General features: G+C 37.9%; 16 protein-coding genes. 6 read left to right on the plus strand and 10 right to left on the minus strand.

What is annotated here, in order from left to right; genetic code table 11:
• Positions 1–14 precede the first annotated feature (14 nt).
• The 3 genes from ABIB30_RS07885 (at position 15) to ABIB30_RS07895 (ending at position 4,461) form a co-directional block, all read left to right on the plus strand.
• Positions 15–2,342 (plus strand): family 78 glycoside hydrolase catalytic domain, encoded by a 2,328-nt coding sequence (locus ABIB30_RS07885; protein ID WP_354300827.1) that lies wholly within the window; start codon positions 15–17, stop codon positions 2,340–2,342.
• A gap of 812 nt (positions 2,343–3,154) precedes the next feature.
• Complete coding sequence (locus ABIB30_RS07890; protein ID WP_354300829.1) at positions 3,155–3,733, plus strand: Crp/Fnr family transcriptional regulator; 579 nt, start codon at positions 3,155–3,157, stop codon at positions 3,731–3,733.
• 320 nt (positions 3,734–4,053) lie between these two features.
• Positions 4,054–4,461, plus strand: coding sequence for a MauE/DoxX family redox-associated membrane protein (locus ABIB30_RS07895; protein ID WP_354300831.1), 408 nt, complete (start codon positions 4,054–4,056; stop codon positions 4,459–4,461).
• Between the two features lie 4 nt (positions 4,462–4,465).
• On the opposite strand, the gene ABIB30_RS07900 is transcribed toward ABIB30_RS07895, so the two are convergent.
• The 3 genes from ABIB30_RS07900 to ABIB30_RS07910 all read right to left on the minus strand — a co-directional run bounded on the left by ABIB30_RS07900 (position 4,466) and on the right by ABIB30_RS07910 (position 6,272).
• Positions 4,466–4,675: a DUF6965 family protein gene (locus ABIB30_RS07900; RefSeq protein WP_354300833.1), complete on the minus strand. Its 210-nt coding sequence runs from the start codon at positions 4,673–4,675 to the stop codon at positions 4,466–4,468.
• A gap of 77 nt (positions 4,676–4,752) precedes the next feature.
• Positions 4,753–5,253, minus strand: a complete 501-nt coding sequence (locus tag ABIB30_RS07905; protein WP_354300834.1) for a DinB family protein — start codon at positions 5,251–5,253, stop codon at positions 4,753–4,755.
• A 65-nt stretch (positions 5,254–5,318) separates the two neighbouring features.
• On the minus strand, positions 5,319–6,272 hold the full coding sequence (locus ABIB30_RS07910; RefSeq protein ID WP_354300836.1) for a helix-turn-helix transcriptional regulator: 954 nt from the start codon (positions 6,270–6,272) through the stop codon (positions 5,319–5,321).
• A 206-nt stretch (positions 6,273–6,478) separates the two neighbouring features.
• On the opposite strand from ABIB30_RS07910, the gene ABIB30_RS07915 reads away from it, so the two are divergent.
• A complete protein-coding gene (locus ABIB30_RS07915) occupies positions 6,479–8,842 on the plus strand; it encodes an ABC transporter permease (RefSeq protein ID WP_354300838.1) in 2,364 nt (787 codons plus the stop codon).
• Positions 8,843–8,865: 23 nt separating this feature from the next.
• On the opposite strand, the gene ABIB30_RS07920 is transcribed toward ABIB30_RS07915, so the two are convergent.
• On the minus strand, positions 8,866–9,510 hold the full coding sequence (locus tag ABIB30_RS07920; RefSeq protein ID WP_354300839.1) for a DUF1269 domain-containing protein: 645 nt from the start codon (positions 9,508–9,510) through the stop codon (positions 8,866–8,868).
• 145 nt (positions 9,511–9,655) lie between these two features.
• Here ABIB30_RS07920 and ABIB30_RS07925 point away from each other — a divergent pair, with 145 nt between their 5' ends.
• Positions 9,656–9,892, plus strand: a complete 237-nt coding sequence (locus ABIB30_RS07925) for a hypothetical protein (RefSeq protein WP_354300841.1) — start codon at positions 9,656–9,658, stop codon at positions 9,890–9,892.
• A gap of 193 nt (positions 9,893–10,085) precedes the next feature.
• On the opposite strand, the gene ABIB30_RS07930 is transcribed toward ABIB30_RS07925, so the two are convergent.
• Together ABIB30_RS07930 and ABIB30_RS07935 are read right to left on the minus strand one after the other, a co-directional pair.
• Entirely contained in the window at positions 10,086–10,769 is a 684-nt protein-coding gene (locus tag ABIB30_RS07930) for a substrate-binding periplasmic protein (protein ID WP_354300842.1), read from the minus strand.
• Positions 10,770–10,958: 189 nt separating this feature from the next.
• Positions 10,959–11,675 carry a DUF92 domain-containing protein gene (locus ABIB30_RS07935; protein WP_354300845.1) on the minus strand — a complete coding sequence of 239 codons (717 nt, stop codon included), beginning with the start codon at positions 11,673–11,675 and terminating at the stop codon, positions 10,959–10,961.
• A 72-nt stretch (positions 11,676–11,747) separates the two neighbouring features.
• Between ABIB30_RS07935 and ABIB30_RS07940 the strand changes: the two genes are divergently transcribed.
• Positions 11,748–12,959: a BamA/TamA family outer membrane protein gene (locus ABIB30_RS07940; protein ID WP_354300847.1), complete on the plus strand. Its 1,212-nt coding sequence runs from the start codon at positions 11,748–11,750 to the stop codon at positions 12,957–12,959.
• Here ABIB30_RS07940 and ABIB30_RS07945 read toward each other — a convergent pair.
• From ABIB30_RS07945 to ABIB30_RS07960, 4 genes are all read right to left on the minus strand, one after another.
• Positions 12,956–15,517: a DUF5686 and carboxypeptidase-like regulatory domain-containing protein gene (locus ABIB30_RS07945; RefSeq protein WP_354300849.1), complete on the minus strand. Its 2,562-nt coding sequence runs from the start codon at positions 15,515–15,517 to the stop codon at positions 12,956–12,958. The genes ABIB30_RS07940 and ABIB30_RS07945 overlap by 4 nt on opposite strands.
• Positions 15,518–15,767: 250 nt before the next feature.
• The gene (locus ABIB30_RS07950) at positions 15,768–16,682 is read right to left on the minus strand and encodes a helix-turn-helix domain-containing protein (protein ID WP_354300851.1); all 915 of its coding nucleotides are present in this window, start codon (positions 16,680–16,682) and stop codon (positions 15,768–15,770) included.
• Positions 16,683–16,744: 62 nt separating this feature from the next.
• Positions 16,745–17,848 (minus strand): efflux RND transporter periplasmic adaptor subunit, encoded by a 1,104-nt coding sequence (locus tag ABIB30_RS07955; protein WP_354300853.1) that lies wholly within the window; start codon positions 17,846–17,848, stop codon positions 16,745–16,747.
• Positions 17,849–17,906: 58 nt separating this feature from the next.
• Positions 17,907–21,191, minus strand: a complete 3,285-nt coding sequence (locus tag ABIB30_RS07960) for an efflux RND transporter permease subunit (protein ID WP_354300855.1) — start codon at positions 21,189–21,191, stop codon at positions 17,907–17,909.
• Positions 21,192–21,199: the final 8 nt, after the last annotated feature.

Consider the following 21,199-nt stretch of genomic DNA (forward strand, 5'->3'; position numbering starts at 1 on the left):
GCATAAATCAGGTAATGAGTCAGGCGCCGCCCTCCATTAATCCACAATTGCTTCAAAGTGCATGGCCTGCATCCTGGATTACTTCTCCAGCCACACAACAACGTGAATACGGAGTCTATCATTTCCGAAAAACCTTTCTACTCCCTACAGCTACTAAACCAAAATCTTTTTTAATTCATGTAAGTGCAGATAATCGCTATCGCCTATTAGTAAACGGTAAAGCGGTCTGCTCAGGCCCGGCTCGCGGCGATCTGTTTAACTGGTTTTTTGAAACCATAGATATCGCTCCTTATTTAACCGAAGGAGAGAACGTTCTTGCCGCATTGGTATGGAATATGGGTAACCTTGCTGCTGTAGCACAAGTTTCCAATCAAACAGCTTTTGTCGTACAAGGTAACTCTGCCGCAGAGCAAATGGTCAATACTGATCTGAGCTGGAAAGTCAAAAAAAGTAAAGCCTATACCCCCTGTTCTCTGGATAATGGAGAAAGATTAAAAGCCTATATGGTAGTTGGCCCGGGTGACCAGGTAGATGGCAAATTGTATCCATGGGATTGGGAAACTCTTGCATATAATGATGCCTCGTGGAACGCTGCAGCAGAGCTCACACATCCTCAGCCTGTAGGCTATGGAACCGATAATTTATGGACTTTAGCTCCGAGAAATATTCCCTTATTCACGGAAAGCATATTGCGTTTTCCAGTTGTCCGCCGTACAAATGGCATTAACGTAACGAAAGACTTTGTAACCGGGAAAAGGCCACTCACTATTCCAGCTAATCAAAGGGTAAGTATTTTGCTTGACCAGCAGGCAATGACAGCTGCTTACCCCGAATTAATAGTTTCGGGTGGCAAAGGATCCAGAGTCAAGATGACTTACGCTGAAGCATTATTTGATAAACAAGATCAAAAAGGAAATAGAAGCGAGATAGAAGGTAAAGAAATTAAAGGAAATTACGACACTTTTATGCCCGATGGTGAAGGCAATAGAAAATTCCGTCCTTTATGGTTTAGAGCTTATCGTTATTTGCAGCTGGACATTATGACTGCAGATGACCCATTAATTTTGAATGATATATATGGGATGAAAACGGGCTATCCGCTTAAAATGAATGCATCATTTTCCAGCAATGATCCTTCATTACAGGAAATATGGAAGGTAGGCTGGCGTACAGCACAACTTTGTGCTGGAGATTTATATTATGATACCCCCTATTATGAACAATTACAATATACAGGCGATAGTCGTATACAAGCCTTAATCTCTCTTTATACCTCTGGCGATGACAGACTAATGCGGAAAGCGATTCTGGATTTTTATCATTCCCGCACTCCCGAAGGATTAACACAGGGACGTTATCCGAGTAACAGATTACAAATCATTCCTACCTTCTCCTTATTTTGGGTATCTATGATCCATGATTATTGGATGCACCGGCATGATGATGCTTTTGTCAAACAATTTCTCCCGGCTATCAATGAGACGCTGGAATGGTTTCATACCCATATTGATCAAAAGAAAAAAATGTTAGGTCCGCTCACGTGGTGGAATTTTGTGGACTGGGATAATTTCAATGACTGGGGCACAGCTCCAGGTGCAGATCAGGGAAACTCTTCTATCATCACTTTACAATATGCCTATACCTTAAATCAAGCTGCAGAGCTATTCAGAGCTTTCAACCACCCCACACAGGCAGATGACCAGGAAATGCTTGCATTGGAATTGAATGACCACACCTACTGGTATTGTTATAATAAAACAAATGGCTTGATGGCGGATACTCCCGAAAAACTAACCTATAGTCAGCATGCTAGCATATGGGCTGTACTAAGTGGAGGTGTTACACTACAGGAGGCACAGACAATGATGAGAAAGATTCTGAATGATAAATCCATAGGTCAGGTTACTTTTTTTTATCGATTTTATCTAACGCAGGCTTTAAAAAAGGCTGAAATGGGAGATTTATATTATCAGGAGCTCAAGCCATGGAGAAATATGCTAAAAATGGGATTAACAACTTTCGCAGAAAAACCTGAGCCCACACGGTCTGATTGCCATGCCTGGAGTGCAAGTCCGGATTATGATTTTCTGGCTACGATTTGCGGCATCATGCCTGAAACCCCAGGCTTTAAAACAGTATTAATTAAACCTTCCTTAGGTGAATTAAAAGAAGTTACAGGTACCATGCCTATTCCTTCTGGAAAAGTATCTGTTATACTTAAGCGGACTGGAAAGGACGGAATCCGCGCAGAGATATTACTACCGGAACAGACCTCAGGAACATTTAGCTGGAAAGGGCAAGAAGTCAAATTACATGGAGGTAAACAAATTATAGCCATCTAAAACTAAAAATATGAACTATACCAGCAAGCTCCATCGTCCGCCCTGAAATTTCTTTATTTGCAAACAGATTGTTTAATCTAATTTCTATACGCTATATAACAAAATCAAACATCCAAAATAATATCAGCCAGTATAAATGTAACTTATAATCCATTTTTCTCTAACAATACCATTTTTTTACAACTGCAAATTAATACCCAAAAAAGCCTCCACAATAAAAAAAAGCAAAGTGAAGGAAATAAAATCAGGATATCAATTGATTTTTTAAAGCGTTTGAACCGGGTTAAATTTTTTATAGTATTTTGATAACTAACCAATTACAAAAAACACAGATAATAATAAACGTAAGCTATCATTTCTCAGTTCAAATTTTGCAATACAAATGACAAAAAAAACAGCACAGATAAAAAAGGTTTAAATCAACAAGTGAATATGCGATGTGACAAATAATTCATCATATATATGTGTATAAAATAAAAAATTTTTCCCCAGAAAAATTCGTCAATATTTTTGAAAACCTAAGATTAATAAGGTTATAAGCAATGTTTTTATTATAAAGAGAATACGAAGTCATTAACTGATAGACAATTGTTGATACATTTATTTTTATAATGATTAAAGTAAATGATATTTTTCGTATTTTGTTGATTATTAACCTATAACATCTTCCATGCACATCAAATTACTCGTACCTCCTTAACAATAAAATATTGAGTTATTTTATAATGATTTGCTTAAAATACAGATTTTAAGTGCAGATCATATTTACAGACTAATTAATAATTCGTGTCATTTTTAAATTATAATGTGAAATGGAAAATAAGGAATTGTTCAGACTGCTAGCAGGAAAGAATTCTTTGCGTTTAGAGTTAGAATTAAAACTCAACGAAATGATTAAGAGGGAGTATTATGCCAAAAGTCAGATTATCTTAAAACCAGGACAAATCCCTAACCGCGCTTGGTTTATCGAAAAGGGATCTGCTATGGGATTTGTTTTTAAGGAAGAAAAGAAAGTACCTTTTTGGTTCTGGAATGAGAGTGATATTATGGTTCCACTCAATAGCTTTTTCAATCAGATTCCCTCAGAAACTTATATAGAACTCCTGGAGCCTGGTGTCCTTTTGTCCATATCTTTTGATGACGTGCAAGAAATATTGCTTGGTTTCCCGGAATCGAATGAATATGTGCGCAAGATTATGCAGGATTACCAGCAAATGAGTGAGAAGAGAATTCTTGAATTCGCGGCTTATAAACCCGAAGAACATTATTTGCACTTAATGAGAGATTGTCCTGCAATTTTCAGGAAAGCATCGGTAGAAAGTATTGCCGCCTATCTTGGCATATCCCGAAAAACATTAAACCGCATCAGATCCAGAACCAGAAGATTTTAGAATCAGCAGTTTAACCGAGCAGTTTCCCCACACACTTTCTCAAGCTATTTGACCAGCCGGCATTTTACCAGCCTTCGAGCTGTATCCCTCTACCAAGGGTTACAGCTTTTTTTTGTACTATAAATTTAATCCTTTTGGGACATTTGTCCCTTTTTTAGCGCCAAATCCGTCCGTAAATTGCCTTCATCAAACAAGATAAATTAACGCACTCTATTAATTGCAGGCTGACAAAAATATGTCTTTACACGTCCTTCCCTAGAATGACTATTTCGTTCAGTCCTGCAATTAATTGATTTGGAATTAACCTAATGTATAAAATTATGAACCTACATCCTTTTATTATCATCATTACCGGAATACTAGTTTTGTTATGGGCTTATGCAGCCTTATCAAAACTATTTAACCTCCATCAGTTTAAACAAGCACTAATGACACAGGTATTTCCCCGCTGGGTCGGAAAGATTCTTCTTTACGTTTTACCTCTTTCTGAACTTGTATTAGCCGGCCTGTTAATAATTCCACAGACAAGATTGATTGGTATGTATTCATCTTTATTAATGATGGGAGCGTTTACCGTTTATGTAGGTGGGGCAGTATTTCATATTTACGACCAATACCCTTGTGCTTGCGGTGGTTTATTTGCAAAATTAGGGTGGTATAAGCACTTTAAAGTGAATATTGTATTGACATTAATTGCCCTGGCAGGCGTAATACTAATGGAAGTATAAAAGATCAGGTATTAAGTTCTTCCAGCCTTTCCTTCAGCTGATGTAAGCGGTAAACAAAAACCTCAGCAGATCTTAAGTCAGGATTAATCTTTACATAATTTAGATGTGACTCCAAAAAAAGAGGTACATTCATGACCATAACCCCACGTTCCAGTTCAATTTGATCGGGTAAATTTATTCCAGTAAAATAGGCTTCTAATTCTTCTATTGACATGTTGCGAAGTTAAAAGAAATATCTAAAAAAAAGGCTTTCATAATAAATGAAGGCCTTTTTTTTGGAAAATATAAAGCTTAGAAATTCGGATCATCAGCACTTGGCCCGTAGCTGCCCGGAACAGGGATATCCAATAAGCGCAGATAAACCCCTAACTGCGCACGATGGTGAACAATCTGACTCATGGAATGCCGTATAACTTCTCCTTTTGTTTTTGACATCAGCACCTGCTCCCCATTTTTCAATGTCCAGGTTGGCAACAAGTCTTCTTCTTTTGCAGTTTCTAAAGATGCCACTGCCTCTGCCAATGATTTTTCAAAGATTTCAAGCAACTCAGAATTAGAATTCCACACAGGCGCCTGATAGGCTTGATCTGCAAAATTTAGTCCATTAGTTTTCAAAGTCATGCTCACCCAACCTGGTAATTCAGCGATATGTCCAGCCAATTTCCTGATAGACATACTTTTTTCATGCGGCTGCCAATCCAGCTGACCAGCTGGAGTACGTTCCAGCATTTTACGGGTAACTGCCGATTCTTCAGTTAGTTCTTTTAGTAAGTTTTGAATGGTTGACATCATATTTGTTTTATTTGTTAAATCAAAGAAACAAATGCCGGATGACAACCCTATGTCAGTAGCTTTATTTATGGAGCAAGTTTTTCACCAATACCAGTATAAATACATTTCACTTTAGTCAGTAACGCCTCTGGCTGTAAAATAACAGCATGATCAGCAAAGGCGATAAACCACCGGGCAAATCCTTCTAAGGAAATGGTAAGAAACTGCATTTCTATTCCATCTTCCAAATGATTTTCAGTTACATACCCATGATAATATTTTTGCTGTCCAAGGTGTGGATAAGCATACAGATCGACTTTAATGATCACCTCTTCCAATTTAATCCCTTTGAACATATCCCGGAGATAATCCTTTAAAGATGGATGACGGTCATTATAAAATTCCGCACATGTACTGAGGTCTGTGATCCTGTCAAAACGAAAATCTCTATAAGCTTCTCTTTCTCTGCAATAGGCAATCAGGTGCCAGTAGTTATCCAGATAAAATACACCAACAGGCTCAATTAACCTGAGTGTATGCTCCTGTCTGTAGTATGCGAAATAATTTAACTGCATTACATTTTTCCCGGCAATAGCGTTCAGGATAGTTTGCAAAGAATTATGATACGCATGCAACGCCGGCGAAACATGAGTAGCCTTCAATACTTCTATTCTGTCATCCAGATTTTCAAGGTATTCTTTATCTGCACTTTTCAAAACTGCCCTTACCTTATAAAGCGCATTACTATAAGAACTACCATTCGCAGTATCTGTTAGGTTTACAACCAGCTTCTCTGCTGTAATGAATGCTGTAGCTTCTTCACGGGTAAACATAATAGGTGGTAATCTGTAGCCTTCTGTCAGAGAATACCCTACTCCCGCTTCACCAATAATTGGTATTCCAGCTTCTTCCAGAGACCTTATATCTCTATATACCGTTCGCAAGCTTATCTCAAAACGGTCAGCGATATCCTGTGCTCTGATCGTCCTGCGTGATTGCAATTGAATAAGTATGGCAGAGAGACGGTCTATTCGGTTCATAGCTCAAAGCTATAAATTTAGCTAATAAAATTAGCATATTAAATTTAGCTATTGTCCACAAATGCACACCACATGTTCATTTACGAACAATTATTTTTTACTTAATTTAGAAAACGCAGTTTATTGATACGCAGTGACGCTTCTTTTTATTGGCATATCCTTAGCTAAACGATCAATTCATCAAAAGTCCTTATTTGACACCAGATATGTTTAAACTGAATTTAAAAATAGCAATGCGTAATCTTTGGAAAAACAAGGCATTTACCTTTATTAATATTGGTGGTTTAGCAATTGGTCTGGCCAGTTGTCTCATTTTACTACTGTATGTCTCTTATGAAATGAGTTATGATAAGCAGTTTACGCATCAGGAAAAGACTTATATGGCAATTGATAATTTAACTGCCAATGGAAAGACCACAAGCTGGCCATGGACTCCTGCACCAATGGCCAGAGAGATTAGAGATAAAATACCCGGAGTAGCCTACACTGCGCACTCCACCTTCCCAGAAAACACATTAATAAGCTATAAACATAACAACTTTAAAAAACAAGCAATTTATGCTGAGCCTTCTTTTCTGAAAATACTGGACTATAAATTTATAAAGGGTGATCCGGCGAGTGCCTTAAAACAAATAAACACAGTAATTCTCACCGAAACACTAGCTAAAAGTCTATTCGGTAGTGAAGACCCGATCAATAAAACAATAAAACTAGGAAACACTGAAAATCTTATAGTAGAAGCAGTTATTGAAGATATTCCCAGGAACAATAGTATCAGATTCGACTATCTGTTACCCTGGGCACTAAATGAGAAACATAATCCATCTCTCAAAGAACCCAATTGGAAAAGCAATGTCTGCATGACGTTGATACAACTCAAAGACAATCAGTTCTTCAATCAAGTCAACGGCCAGATGAAAGGTATTTATAAAAGAAACAGAACAATATCTTCTAGTGAAGCCTTTTTGCACCCTGTTTCTAAAATGCACTTATATGATAAATTTGAAAATGGAAAATCCACAGGTGGTAAAATTGATCAGCTCAGGATCTTCCTGTTGCTCGCTTTTTCTATTTTGCTGATTGCCTGCGTAAACTTTATGAACCTATCTACAGCAAGGTCTGAAAAAAGAGCAAAAGAAGTAGGCGTGCGTAAAGCCATTGGATCTTCCAGAAAATCCCTGGTTAGTCAGTTTATGCTGGAGTCCATGTTATTGGCAGTTATTGGTATGCTGGTGGCTTTTACTCTACTGGAACTAAGCCTTCCCTATTTTAATGGATTACTCAACCTTGAACTGATTATCAATTATAAAGACTGGAAATTCTGGTCAACATTAATTAGTTTAACCTTATTGACCGGCTTCATCGCAGGAAGTTACCCTGCATTTTATCTGTCCTCTTTTGAACCGGTTAAAGTATTGAAGGGATTTAATACAGCTGGAAATTCTTCGCTTTCAATCCGTAAAGTACTTGTAATCTTTCAGTTTATCTTCGCCGCCTGTCTGATAGTCTGTACTGCTGTGATTTATCAACAATTGAACTATGTAAGAAATAAACCAATTGGATACAATAAGGCCGGTCTGGTAGACATATTTGCTGAAGGAAAACTAAGGAATAAATCCCAACTGCTTTTGATCAAAGATCAATTACTCCAATCAGGTGCCGTCACCGATGTAACTTATTTCAGTCAATCACTCGATGACGGAGGGAATAATACAAGTGATTTTAGTTGGACAGGTAAAAAACCAAATGATATATTCATCTTTAATTATCGGCAAACAGGATACGATTTCACTAAAACAACCGGTGCAAAAATGCTTTCGGGCAGAGATTTTTCCCCCGAATATAAAGACTCAGCAACAATTATTTTAAATGAAGCAGCGGTAAAAATAATGGGTTTAAAAAACCCCGTAGGGACTGTAATTAAATATGCTAACCAGCCATTAACAATTATAGGGATAATGGAAGATTTCGTTATGGAATCTCCCTATAAAAGTGCAGAACCAATGGTTATCAGTTATAATATGGAAGAAATATATACGATCATTTGCAGGTTAAATCCTGATCAAAATATAAGTAATTCAGTCAATAAGATAGATAATATAGTTAAAATGATGAATCCGGACTTTCCAGTAGAACGACATTTTGTAGATGAAAGTTTCGAGACGAAATTTCAGAATGAGAAGCTACTGGGTATTTTATCAAATTGGTTTGGAGGCTTTGCTATTTTCATTTCCTGTCTTGGACTTTTAGGCCTCGCTTTATTTATGTCCGAACAACGAAAGAGAGAAATAAGTATCCGCAAAGTATTAGGAGCGAACAATTTAAACATCATTACCTTATTAAATAAAGACTTCATTAAACTAGTAGTTATTGGCAATTTAATCGCATTTCCAGTTGCTTATATAATTATAAACAACTGGTTAGCGTCCTATAGTTTCAGAATTTCTATCTCTATTTTGCCTTTTGCAATTGCAATTGGGCTTTCCTTATTAATTACGATCATTACAGTAAGCCTTCAATCCATAAAAGTGATCAAATCAAACCCCGTCGATGCTCTTAAACATGAATAATTACTGCCTGTAAGTAAACAAAACTACCTATCCTTTTTAAGCTGCCCAAGCCTTTCTTTTTGTTCTTTGATACGACTTTCCAGCCGATCATGTTTTTCTTGAGAGTGAGCCTCTAAAGCACCCCTATCAGCATTATGCTCATGATGATTATCTACCCAGCGTGACAACTGATTTTCCCGGAGAGCAACAAGTTTAGCAGGTGCAGGAATAAAGACTTCATCATCTACATTTGTCCGGGTAATATCTTGCGTTAACGGCTCGAGAACAGTATTAACAGGAGTTTCCCAATCTTCCCAAACATGAGCAATCAACACAGACTTGCCATTTGGGATATTTGCAGAGACTTTATCCAGATAATCTGACACGCCCTCTGCCCTGACCGTATCGCCAACTGAACCAGCAACCATACCAGCTCCTATGCCCACAAGAAAACCAAGCGGTCCAGCCAATAATCCAATCAATCCACCAATTATTCCTCCTCCTATTGCACTGTAACCTTCTGCTTCATCTTTAGCAGAGCGAATCGCTGTAATTCCATCCTTATCCTTACTCAGAATATAAGATTCTCCTAAAGAAATTTCTTGTGAATGATCTAATTGTTGGATGGCCTGCATGGCATTAAATGCCTCTGAATCAGTACTGAACAAGGCCTGTATTATTTTTTCCATAATTGATAACTTATTGGGTCAAAACTATACCTGTAAAAGCAATCAAAAAGCACTTTTGTTTGGTGCAGAAGCTTTATTATATAACATATCAGCTATTTTATATAATTTTCTTGAAGGGCCTTACGCCACTCCTTAAGTTTATAGGATGAGATACCTGGCAATCAACATCAATTACAAACTGGATCAGGATTGGTACTGCAGATTAGGATCTATAGTAGCCTGCCATAAATATTTTAACGAACTTGGGCCCGAGCATGGTCCCAGCGTTGCGATTTACGATACAGAAATGGGTAAATATATGTGGCTCAGCGAGGCGTACCGCGAAAACAACCCCCGTTTAACTGAGATTATACAGAACGCCACAAATCCCGTAAAACCCTGAATATCAGACTACCCTAAAGGACAATTATCGCAGCGCTTCCCCTTTTTATACTTCTCACAACATTCCTTTTTCTTTTTAGAATTTGATTTGGAATGCTTTTTATCTTTATGTTTTTTCTTATCCACGGTACAAATCTTACAACCCTAAAAACAATAATAAGACACAAAATTACAATTAATTAATGAGATGATAATCAGACAAGTTTAATACTATTAAACCATTTGTCATGAATAGCATCATAAACTCCATTTTGCCTTAATAAATCGAGAGTTTCATTAATCTGATGCTTCAGTGCGAGGTCACCCTTTTTCATAGCTATAGCATATTCAGACTCAGTTCCCGGCATAAACATACCGATCTTTAATTTTTGATGTTTCGCAAGAAAACCACCCACAATCGGTGAATCATCTATCAGTACGTCAATTTTATGCGCAAGGAGCTTTTTATAGAGTTCATCATTTGTATCCGTATGCACAGTTGTATTTCCGGGAAACTGCACCATGACATATTTTTCAGCTTCAGTAGCAGTCCTGATTCCTATTTTTTTATTCTTAAAACTACTCAGATCAACCAGACCATCGCCACCATTAACTACCGCACATAACTGGAATTGCAAATAAGGTTTACTAAATTCCAGGATCATTTGCCTGGAGGTAGTCATAGTCACTGCTGAGCAGATCATATCCAGCTCACCTTTATATAGTTTTTCGAGGATAGTTTTCCATAATGAAACCTCATAATGTAGTTCGAGGTTCAAAACTTCAGCAACTGCCCGGATCATGTCTACTTCAAATCCTTCAAATACAGATGAATTATAATCGCTGTGTAAAGGAAAAGGCGCTGCAGAATCCAGTCCTATCTTCAATATTTGTTTCATAATTTGTTATTTCAATTCTCAGGGGTCGTATATTCGCATCGATCCCTTCTTTTATTCATTTTTTCTAATGAAGATTAACAACCCGGGCTAACTCGTTATTTTATACTGACAATTTTAGTTAATTTTAAGGGTCTTTTTCAATATTCTCCAATATAAATATTTCATTTGACGATCAGAAAATTAAAACCATCAGAAAACACTGATTAATAATAGAGTTATGGCAGCGGCAAATAAAGTACTTAGAAAATTTACCCAATCATTGCTCAGCAAATTGCGCCTTTCATAGCTTGCTCCCAGCACTGAATCGGAAAGATTTCCCATAAAACCTGCAAAAACAAGAATTAACATGCACTCATCGCTTACGCGAAACAGCCTGTAGACTAATGCCACTATACCTGCCCCTGCTATACCAATCAATGTACCTTCTAAACTGATCACACCGTCGAGCCCTTTTCTCTCTCTTCGCCAGCTCAGACAATTATAAAACCTTTTGCCATATAATACACCCAACTCAGAAGATAAAGTATCTGCTGTAGCTGAGGCAAAACTTCCAGCTGCCATAACTAATAAAATCTCTTTATACTCAGGAAAAACTATCGCCACAAAAGAAAGCAGCGTTGCTGTTCCGGCATTAGCCAGCACTTGTCCGGATTTCCTTTGAACAGCATCTTCTGGCTTATCCAGTTGCATTTTCGCTTTCCTGCCCCATGCTGTAGCCAGTGTACCCAATAGAAAAAAAGCGGCTAGCAAAGCCAGTCCCGCATAACCAATTCCAAGAAAAATAAGTATTCCGCATACTACTCCGGTAATGGCTGCTCCCGTAGTTAACTTTCGGAAATAGACACTGAAATATCCTCCTGCAATCAATAAAATGGCAACAGGAACAGCGGTGTGTTGAATCAACATGCTTAAAAGTAATAAAATTTATGAGACAGCATTGACAAGATTGAAGATATTCTTTGTAATTTTAAAAAATATATGTTTCGTTATTTTCTGGTTGCGCTATTTCTTTTTATGAGTACTTCTTGTGCACTATTCGCACAGGAAAAACCCGCATTAAAAGACACTGTAGCACAGCAAGATGTAAACGATATATTTAGAATATTGTTTAAGAAAAAAACAGATACCAGTTTTAAAAAGACAAGCAGTCTGGCTATACTTCCGTCCATCGGATATACCCCAAGTACAGGCTTCATGTTTGGTGCAGATGTTGCTGTCACTAAGATATTTGGCAATCCTAAAACAACTACAATATCTATTTTTGATGCTTTTGGAGCAGTTTCGACTAACCAGCTTGCCCTGATACAACTAAAACATAACGTCTATTCCGAAGCCAACCAATGGTATTTGGAAGGAAGCTGGGAATTTGGAAAAACTGTTGTTCTTGACCATGGAATTGGCACAGGCAAAGACGACCCGGGAATATCTCCGATCAAGTATACTTATGCAAAGTTATATGAAAATATATACGGTAAGATATTTGATAACTTTTATGCTGGAGCAGGCCTGGCCTTTAATTATTATACAAATATTGATGATGAACGTGAGAATTCAGCCAAGTCAAAAACCAGAAATCACTTTTACAGTGTTAAAAACGGTTTCCCAACCTATGGATATACAGCCAGCGGATTATCAGTAAACCTGCAATATGATACACGTGACCAGCCATTTCGTGCCTATAAAGGAGTTTATATCAATCTATCGCTCAGGTCAAATAGAAAATGGCTGGGGAGCGACCAGAATGCCACACAATTAAAAACAGAATTGAGAAAATACTGGTCACTATCTCAAAAGAATCCTGAACACGTCCTTGCCTTCTGGCTATGGGGTTCTTATCTGTTAAAAGGAACAATCCCTTATTTGGAATTGCCAGGAACAGGAAGTGATAGCTATCAGCGTATGGGCCGGGGCTATACAATTGCCCGCTTTAAAGGCCCCTCTTATTTTTACAATGAATTGGAATACAGATTCCCCATTACAGCGAATAAATTAATCAGTGGAGTTACATTTTTCAATATGCAAACCGCTAATAATCAGTTTCGCACACGTCTATTTGAATATTGGGAACCAGGTGGAGGAGCCGGTTTACGCATCTTATTCAACAAACATACAAGAACGAACCTATGTCTTGATTATGGCTTTGGTAATGGATCAAATGGTGTTTTCGTCGGCATCAACGAAGCCTTCTAGAACTCGAACTGAACCTTTGCTCTCAACCCATATTTAGAAATACCAGGATTGTCTAAATAATTGAATCTTCTGACTAAATCCAGGCGGACAACTTTAAAAATATTCCCAATTCCTATGCTGCCTTCTATATAAGGTAATTTACCCAGCGAATAAGTAGTTTTAACGCCATCACCATTTACCGGGAACTGCAATAAAGAAGCATCCTGATTAGGATCATTCTCTTTTCTCAAACCACCATACAGTCCTTTAAAAGTAATATACTCTCTTAATTTCAACTTTTTTATCAATGGTATTCTATTTAATATCAATCCATTGAAATTATGATCAATATTCAAACTCACATAATGATCACTAACAAATTCCATAAAATTCATAAGGTTATAAGCATATATCTGATAAGAATAACTTTGATTTGCTCTATGGATATCCAGTAATGGAAAAGGCACCTTGCCTGCTATATAACCACCTTCCAGCCTTACATCCGAGCGCCCAAACTGGGAAAAATAGAAACGCTTATCAATGCTACCCATAATATTATGGTAATTATACTGCCCTCCAAATAACCCCTTTACCCCTCTTGAATAATTCAGGTTAAACACCGGATATTTTTCAATTATCCTCTCACGGAAAGTTTTACCCTGATAAAATTTTTCAAACGGAGCATAGCGAAGATCCAGACTAAGTTCAGAACTAGTGACCTGATCAGTAAGTACAGCATTATTATCTACATACCTGGCAAAAATCAATGATCCCGCAGGAGTTTGTGACCATTTTTTAAATCCGAGATTAAAAGAAAAGTGATTGCTATATTCCTGCATATAGTTGACCCTGTAATAATCACTATATAAAAACTGGTTACTTTCTCCTCTTTTAAAAGATGCGACAAAATTATCCTCTGGAATTATATTCTTAGCCCCATCCCCTGGAATATCAACATCACGCTGGAAGCTCGCTCTGATAAAACTCTGAGGAAAAGTATAAATAGACTTATTGTTAAAAGCATAAGCAGCACTCAGATAACCTTTCATTTTTTCATCCTTAAAGCCATAGGCAGCATAAGTATCAAAATAAAATCTTTTACTGAAGTCTGTAGTCGTACGCCCTCCGAACCTCAATCTGAAGCCCTCCAGGCTATTGAAACTATAAAAGCTATAAATTGGTCCAACTTCAGTCTTTCCATACTTCTTATAGCCTATAAAAAGGATAGAAGCTACATCCATTAAACGTTTAAAAGACTTCATTTGGCCAAGACTATCCATATTATGATAAATCTTGATCTTTTCATTCGCTAAAGTATCCAGACGATTATTTGCCCAAAATTGATCAGTTCTGTTTTCGGCTTCCGGAACCACAACAAGGCTTTCCCCCTTATAAATCGCATCTGGTTGCATCACATTAGTTTTATAATCTTTAATCACAACTGTCCGCTCTCCTTTAAAACCCCTTCCTCCATCACTTCCCAAACCAAAATCTACTAATAGATGACTTTTACTCAAGTGAAACTTGCCCAATGAATCCTGTTCAAAATTCAGCTTAACTTCCATAGCCCGGACAAAATTTATATTAACATCTTTACCCGTTTTCAAGAATGCATTCTGAACAGCATACCTCCCATCCATCGTGATATAAATCTTTCCTTCAAACAACAGTGCATTTTTATTACGTGGAACAAACGAAAGCTCAATTAAATTAGGCTTTGAAGTCTTGATCGTATCCGTGATAAAAAACTTATAAAATGTAGGTGCACTAGCTGCAATAGGACTTAAAAACTGGCTATTTGTAAAAATGATATTGTTATCATAGATATTTACATCCGCATACATTCTTTCAAAATAATTACCGATAGCATTATTATCAACCAGCCCGTTATCAAAATTAACATGCTTATCAGCCAGCATAATTACCTTTGTTTTTTCAGGGTTCTTACGGTAATAATTCTGAGAAAACCGTTCACGAAGATAAATAGGTAAAATATTCTTTCCCCCTATTGCAGACGAATCCTGCTGATCAAATAAGAACTGATATTTACGGAAAAGCTTTTTATTCTTAAATTTCTCTGATAAATTACTAAGTGAAAACTGCATCCAATCATACTGCTGATACTGCACTGCATTTGCACTTTCAAGCCTGTTCATCGGTTTATGCTCAATTACTTTCCTGATCAGTTCAACAGCCGGATTTCCCTTATTCTTGTAAGGAGCTTTTTTATTCGAACTGATTTTTACTTCAATCAGATTCTGTGACTCTTCCTGCAACTTAATATTCAATACTTGTGATTGACCAGCAACTACAGGAAAAAAACGTGTTTTAAAGCCTACATATTCGACCTGTAACTGGGTATAAGACTCACTGGTACTAATCTCGTATTTTCCATCAATATCTGTTCTGGCCATTATTTTTGACCCTTTAAACAAAACTGTAACATAAGGAATAGGGCTTCTATCCTTAATATTTGTTATAGTTCCTGAAATTACGGTACGCTGGGCCGCAGCCTGCAGCGTAAAAAGAAAAACAAGTACAGTCAGTACACAAAAAGACTTCTTCTGGATATCAATCATAATCTAAAACGCCTGGCCTAAGTCTTTTTGTTAATATTTATGCAAATAACTGCTTAATCACGACATTGATCAGCTGTGTATTAGATGATAACTATTTGTATACCACATAATCACTCTAATTAACCAAATGTTTTTCAATTAAGATGTTAATGTATGTTAAAAATCATACCAATTCATGACTGTAACATAAAAAAAATCAAAAACATACGTTTACAAACAGGATGCATAGCTATAGGCCACAGCAACAACACTAACTTAAGCCAATTGTTTTCTCCCGGAATGCTTTTGGCGCGGCCATGGTCTGGCGTTTAAAGAAAAGATTAAAGTTTGCAGGATATTCGAAACCCAGGCAATAGCCAATTTCCGAAATATTCCATTCCGTATGCTTAAGCAAAGCGATGGCCTCATTTGCAATACGCCCGGAAATATGCTCAGAAGTAGTTTTCCCAGTTACCTCCTTCACCGCATGATTCAGGTGGTTTACATGGATAGACAACCGTGCAGCAAAATCATTCGCAGTGCGCAGCGGTAATACATGATCAGGAGAATAAATAGGAAATTGTCTTTCCAGCAATTCAAAAAACAAAGAAGCAATACGGGAAGAAGCATTATTTGATTTCACCTGTGCTTCACAAGGCTGCATCTTCATCGCCTCATGAATAAGCAGGTTGACGTAATTACGGATCAGATCATACTTATAAGTATAATCGCTCTCCATTTCTACCAGCATTTTTTCAAAGATTCTGGCTACATGTTCCTGCTGGTCCTTATTGATATAAAACACAGGATTATCCTGTATCCTGGCCAGCAAAGAATTCTTTAGCGGTTCTGTGCGCTGGCGCATGAAATTTTCGGTAAATAAGCAGAAATAGCCCGATTGGAATTCAGAAGTTGACTGCCAGGAATATGGAATAGTCTGATTGGTAATCATCAACGCACAACCATCAATTTCTATCTGCCGGTCTGGATAATGTAATACCCCTTTTCCAATGATGTAAGCAATTTTATAAAAATCTCTTCTGTTATAAGGAGAAGGATTTAAGGTGCAGTAACCGAACCTTTTAAATACATTAAAATGTCCGGTATGTGCATCAAGTATTGTATTGGGAATAGTGACGTCTGGCCGGTTAACAGCAAACATCTCATAAAACTCCTGAAGGGACATACTTTTTTTCACGCATTAAAATTGCATAAATTTTAAGATGTCCCTATATTTTTATTGTAATATTATGGTTTGATAACGTCTCCGGGATGAATTTCTTCATTTGCCTGACTAACCAGGACATCCCCTTCTTTAATATCACCGAAAATTTCTATTCTGTCATCCGTTTCACGTCCCTTTTTAACGGTTACCTTTTCTGCTTTTCCACCAGTAGAACGAATTACATATACACCTTCTGCACTCTCCACTAAAGCCGATTTAGGCACAGTAAAAGTGCTTGCATTTGCTGGCAAAGGAATCGATACATCTGCTACCATTCCCGGTAAAAGCTGCTTTAATAAATTAGGCACATCCATCTCTACTCTTTCTGAACGTAAACGCTGATCCAGTGCACCAGACAACCTTTTTACTTTAGCACTAAACAATAGATCCGGTTGTGATTTCACTGTAAAAGTAACTGCATCTCCTTCTTTAAGATATCCAGTATATAATTCCGGAATAGAGATAGCCAGACGCAAATGTTTCTGCTGTTGTAAAGTAAATAAAGGGAATTCCGATCCCTTTCCCGAAGGTCCTACATAAGCCCCGAGATTTACATTTCTCGAAGAAATTATCCCATCAAAAGGAGCACGGATTTCCAGGTAATTCTGGATAGAGCCCACTTCTTTATAAGCAGCCTTTGCCGCGTTAAACTGAGCAAGATCTGAGTTTCTTTTCGCAATAGCCTGATCCAGATCATTCTTTGAAATTGTTCCGGGAGTTTTACTAGTTTCAAACAAACGGTCATAATTCGCCTTACTAGCTGTATAAACAGCTTCCTGAGATTTTAGACGGGATTCCGCAGCTGCAAGTTGCGAAGCCAGTTCTGGAGCTTCCAATGTCATTAACAGCTGCCCCTGTTTAACCTCAGAGCCAATATCCGCCTTTAGCGTTCTTACAAAACTGCTTACCTTGGCATATAAATCGACCTGTTGATAAGCGATCAGTTCACCTGGCATTTTCAGGGTAGTCGCCATTTTTTCCTTGCTCAAAACAAAAGTCTTGAGCTCAACTTTTTTATCAGCAGCTTTATTTTCTTTTTTCTCCTCGTGATGACAACTGCTCAGCATAGCTGCCAATGCAATACTGCTTAAAAAAAAGGAAGTCCGGCGGAATATTTCTTTGTTCATTATATGAGATGCTATGTATCTGTTCTTATTTGTATTTGAGGTGTTCAACACCTGATTATTATTTACCTTCATGTAATCCTTTAATAAAATGTGCACTTTCTTCATCTTCCGGATCCAGGGATAAGGACTGTGTAGAAACTTTACCTTGTACCCATGCAAATACCATAGGCAAGATAATTAATACGGCGAAAGTAGATGCAATTAATCCTCCGATTACTGCTCTTCCCAATGGAGATACCTGATCACCACCTTCTCCATGACCAATAGCCATCGGTAACATACCCGCCACCATCGCCACACTGGTCATGATGATTGGACGTAAACGTAGCCCAGCCGCTTCTCTGGCAGATTGCAGTGCATTTCCGTTATGCTTTCTTAACTCTTCTGCGTTCGTAATTAACAGTACCGCATTGGCAATAGACACCCCAACAGACATGATAATCCCCATATAAGACTGTAAGTTAAGCGTAGAACCCGTCAGCTTTAACAATAACAAGGAGCCTAATATTACCGCCGGTACTGTTGCCAAAATAACAAGCGGCACTCTGAAAGACTGGAAGTTCGCAGACAACATTAAGAAAATCACTATAATAGCCACTAGCAGACCAGTCTGCAAGCTGCTCAGTGTTTCATCCAGCACCTTTCCTAAACCAATTTGTTCTACTACAACTCCCCTTGGCAATTCACCCAGATTTTTGATAGCCAAAGTCACATCTTTATTTGCCGACCCCAAATCTTTATCATTCAGATTGGCAGTTACAGATAAGTATGGCGTAGCTCCAAGGTTATCATTTTCACCATAAGTAGTATCAGCTTTAATTGTAGCCACATCACTCAATACAGGCCTGCTGCTGTTCTTTAGCAATGGAATCTCTCCAAGCTCATCCTTACTATTCATCTCATTTAAAGGGACCTGTACCTGAACACCATAAGATAAGCCTATCTTTTCATCCACCCAGTTATTCTTGTCAGTATAACGCGAAGACGAAGTAGAAGCAATCAGTGATTTAGAAATATCATTTAAATCAATTCCCAATTGCGCCGCACGTACCCTGTCAATATTAATATTTAAAGAAGGATATTTAATCGGTTGTGCAATCTGAACATCCCTCATATAATCGATTCTCTTTAATTCAGCTACGATTTTACCCGCATATTCTTCATTTATCTTTTTATTTTTACCAGCTATCCTTACTTCAACCGGAGTTGGAGAACCCTGACTCAATACCTTATCAGTTAATTCTATTGGCTCAAATGATAACTTTACATCCGGAATCTCTTTTTTAATCGCATCACGCAACTTATCTTTCAACTCGTCCATATTCACATGATAATCTTTCAATGCGATCTGGAAAACAGCCTCATGAGGCCCACCCATGAATAAATAGATTGGATTTACAGAGAAAAGTGCAGGATGCTGGCCTACATAAACGGATGTAATACCCACATGCTCAGGGCCCACTAATTTTTTCAGCACCTTCAATATCATGTTTGCTTTTTCTTCTGTCCTTTCTAAACGTGTACCATCAGGAGCACGCATCCTCAGTTGAAACTGGCTTGAATTCACTTTAGGTAATACATCACGGCCAATATTGGATAACATTAAGATCGCAGAACCAATAATAACGATCAGATAGATAATTACAACCGGCTTACGGATCAGGAATAAACGGTCTATGAAACGCATAAACCTATTTCTGAACTTATCAAATAAGGTTACCTTTCCACCTTCATCATAACACTCACGCTCTACCAGAATTTTCTTCTGATTCAGCGTTTCCTGCTCAGACTCCAAAGTTAAACCCGTCTGATTAAAAGCATCCTCATCCTCAGTAATTGCAGGATCAGTTTTTACATGCTTATGCGGATGCGCCACCATTAACCAGTTGGCCAGAATAGGGACAAAAGTCTGGGACAAAAGGAAAGAAATGATCATGGAGAACCCAATCGCTAATGCTAAAGGTAAAAACAAGGCTCCAGGTATACCTGTCATTGTAAAAGCAGGTGCAAATACAGCAAGGATACATAATAAGATCAGCAACTTAGGAAAAGCGATCTCCTTACAAGCATCCCATATCGCCAGCGCTTTAGGTTTCCCCATATCAAAATGCTGGTGAATATTCTCTATAGTTACCGTGGACTCATCCACCAGGATACCAATAGCCAGTGCCAGCCCCGAAAGTGACATGATATTAATCGTCTGCCCAAATAGTTTCAGGAACAATACACCTGCAATAATTGAAGTTGGAATCGTCAGAATAACGATTAACGCAGCTCTTTTATCTCCCAAAAACAGCAATACCATTAAACCCGTCAGAATAGCTCCAATAGCACCCTCACTGATTAAACTTTCTACAGCATTAATAACAGATACAGACTGGTCAAACTCATAAGATAACTTCACATCCTCAGGCAATGTATTTTGAATTTTCGGCAAATTAGCCTTCAGATTTTTAACTACATCCCACGTGGAAGCATCTCCCGATTTCGCGATACTCAGGTAAACAGAACGTTTACCATTAATCAATGCATAACCATTCGTTACATCCGCACCATCCTTTACACTGGCAACGTCACGTAAATAAAGATTTTGAACCCCTCCTTTAAACAATGGGATATTCTCAAAATCTTTGATTTCTTTAATTGTATAATTAGTAGGTGTAATATAATTTTTATTACCTATCCGCACATTTCCCGAAGGAGCCGTTTGGTTATTGGTACTGATTGCACTTACAATTTGCTCTACCGTAAGATTATGCGAACGCATTAAACCCGGATTCACATTAATCTCTACTGTACGCGGACTACCCCCAAAAGGAGCCGGAGCCAGTAATCCTGGAATAGCCGTAAAAGAAGCACGTACATAGGTATTTGCTAAATCCTGCAACTCATTGTTACTGCGGGTTGGACTGCTTAATACCAGCTGTCCAATAGGTAATGACGAAGCGTCAAACCTGATAATAAAGGGGGGCTGGGACCCGGGGGGAAAGATCGCCTGGGCCCGATTGGACAGTGCACTCAACTCTGAGGCTGCCTGTGCCATATTCGTTCCCTCATAATAGGTCAGCTTCATCAGCATCAACCCCTGTGTATTTTTAGTTTCAATGCTTTTTATACCATTTGCAAAAAGCAGGATATTGACATAGTTTTTAGCGAAATAAGACTCCATTTGAGTTGGTGTATATCCCCCAAACGGGTGGGCGATATAAATAACCGGCAAATTCATCTGAGGTAAAATATCGACCTTGATACTGGTCATGGCACTGATACCGAAGAACAGTAAACCGGCAACAAACACCATTATTGAAATGGGTTTTCGCAATGCAAAACGTATTAAATTCATATCTGGGT

Origin of the sequence: Pedobacter sp. UYP1, assembly GCF_040547305.1 — a bacterium.
Taxonomy (GTDB): Bacteria; Bacteroidota; Bacteroidia; order Sphingobacteriales; family Sphingobacteriaceae; genus Pedobacter.

Coding starts and splice junctions, on each gene's coding strand:
- ABIB30_RS07905 (WP_354300834.1), bottom strand. CDS start 5,253: ATGATGTCAACCATTCAAAACTTACTAAAAGAACTAACTGAAGAATCG.
- ABIB30_RS07925 (WP_354300841.1), top strand. CDS start 9,656: ATGAGATACCTGGCAATCAACATCAATTACAAACTGGATCAGGATTGG.
- ABIB30_RS07890 (WP_354300829.1), top strand. CDS start 3,155: ATGGAAAATAAGGAATTGTTCAGACTGCTAGCAGGAAAGAATTCTTTG.
- ABIB30_RS07895 (WP_354300831.1), top strand. CDS start 4,054: ATGAACCTACATCCTTTTATTATCATCATTACCGGAATACTAGTTTTG.
- ABIB30_RS07955 (WP_354300853.1), bottom strand. CDS start 17,848: ATGAACAAAGAAATATTCCGCCGGACTTCCTTTTTTTTAAGCAGTATT.
- ABIB30_RS07930 (WP_354300842.1), bottom strand. CDS start 10,769: ATGAAACAAATATTGAAGATAGGACTGGATTCTGCAGCGCCTTTTCCT.
- ABIB30_RS07915 (WP_354300838.1), top strand. CDS start 6,479: ATGTTTAAACTGAATTTAAAAATAGCAATGCGTAATCTTTGGAAAAAC.
- ABIB30_RS07935 (WP_354300845.1), bottom strand. CDS start 11,675: ATGTTGATTCAACACACCGCTGTTCCTGTTGCCATTTTATTGATTGCA.
- ABIB30_RS07910 (WP_354300836.1), bottom strand. CDS start 6,272: ATGAACCGAATAGACCGTCTCTCTGCCATACTTATTCAATTGCAATCA.
- ABIB30_RS07950 (WP_354300851.1), bottom strand. CDS start 16,682: ATGTCCCTTCAGGAGTTTTATGAGATGTTTGCTGTTAACCGGCCAGAC.
- ABIB30_RS07920 (WP_354300839.1), bottom strand. CDS start 9,510: ATGGAAAAAATAATACAGGCCTTGTTCAGTACTGATTCAGAGGCATTT.
- ABIB30_RS07900 (WP_354300833.1), bottom strand. CDS start 4,675: ATGTCAATAGAAGAATTAGAAGCCTATTTTACTGGAATAAATTTACCC.
- ABIB30_RS07945 (WP_354300849.1), bottom strand. CDS start 15,517: ATGATTGATATCCAGAAGAAGTCTTTTTGTGTACTGACTGTACTTGTT.
- ABIB30_RS07940 (WP_354300847.1), top strand. CDS start 11,748: ATGTTTCGTTATTTTCTGGTTGCGCTATTTCTTTTTATGAGTACTTCT.
- ABIB30_RS07960 (WP_354300855.1), bottom strand. CDS start 21,191: ATGAATTTAATACGTTTTGCATTGCGAAAACCCATTTCAATAATGGTG.
- ABIB30_RS07885 (WP_354300827.1), top strand. CDS start 15: ATGAGTCAGGCGCCGCCCTCCATTAATCCACAATTGCTTCAAAGTGCA.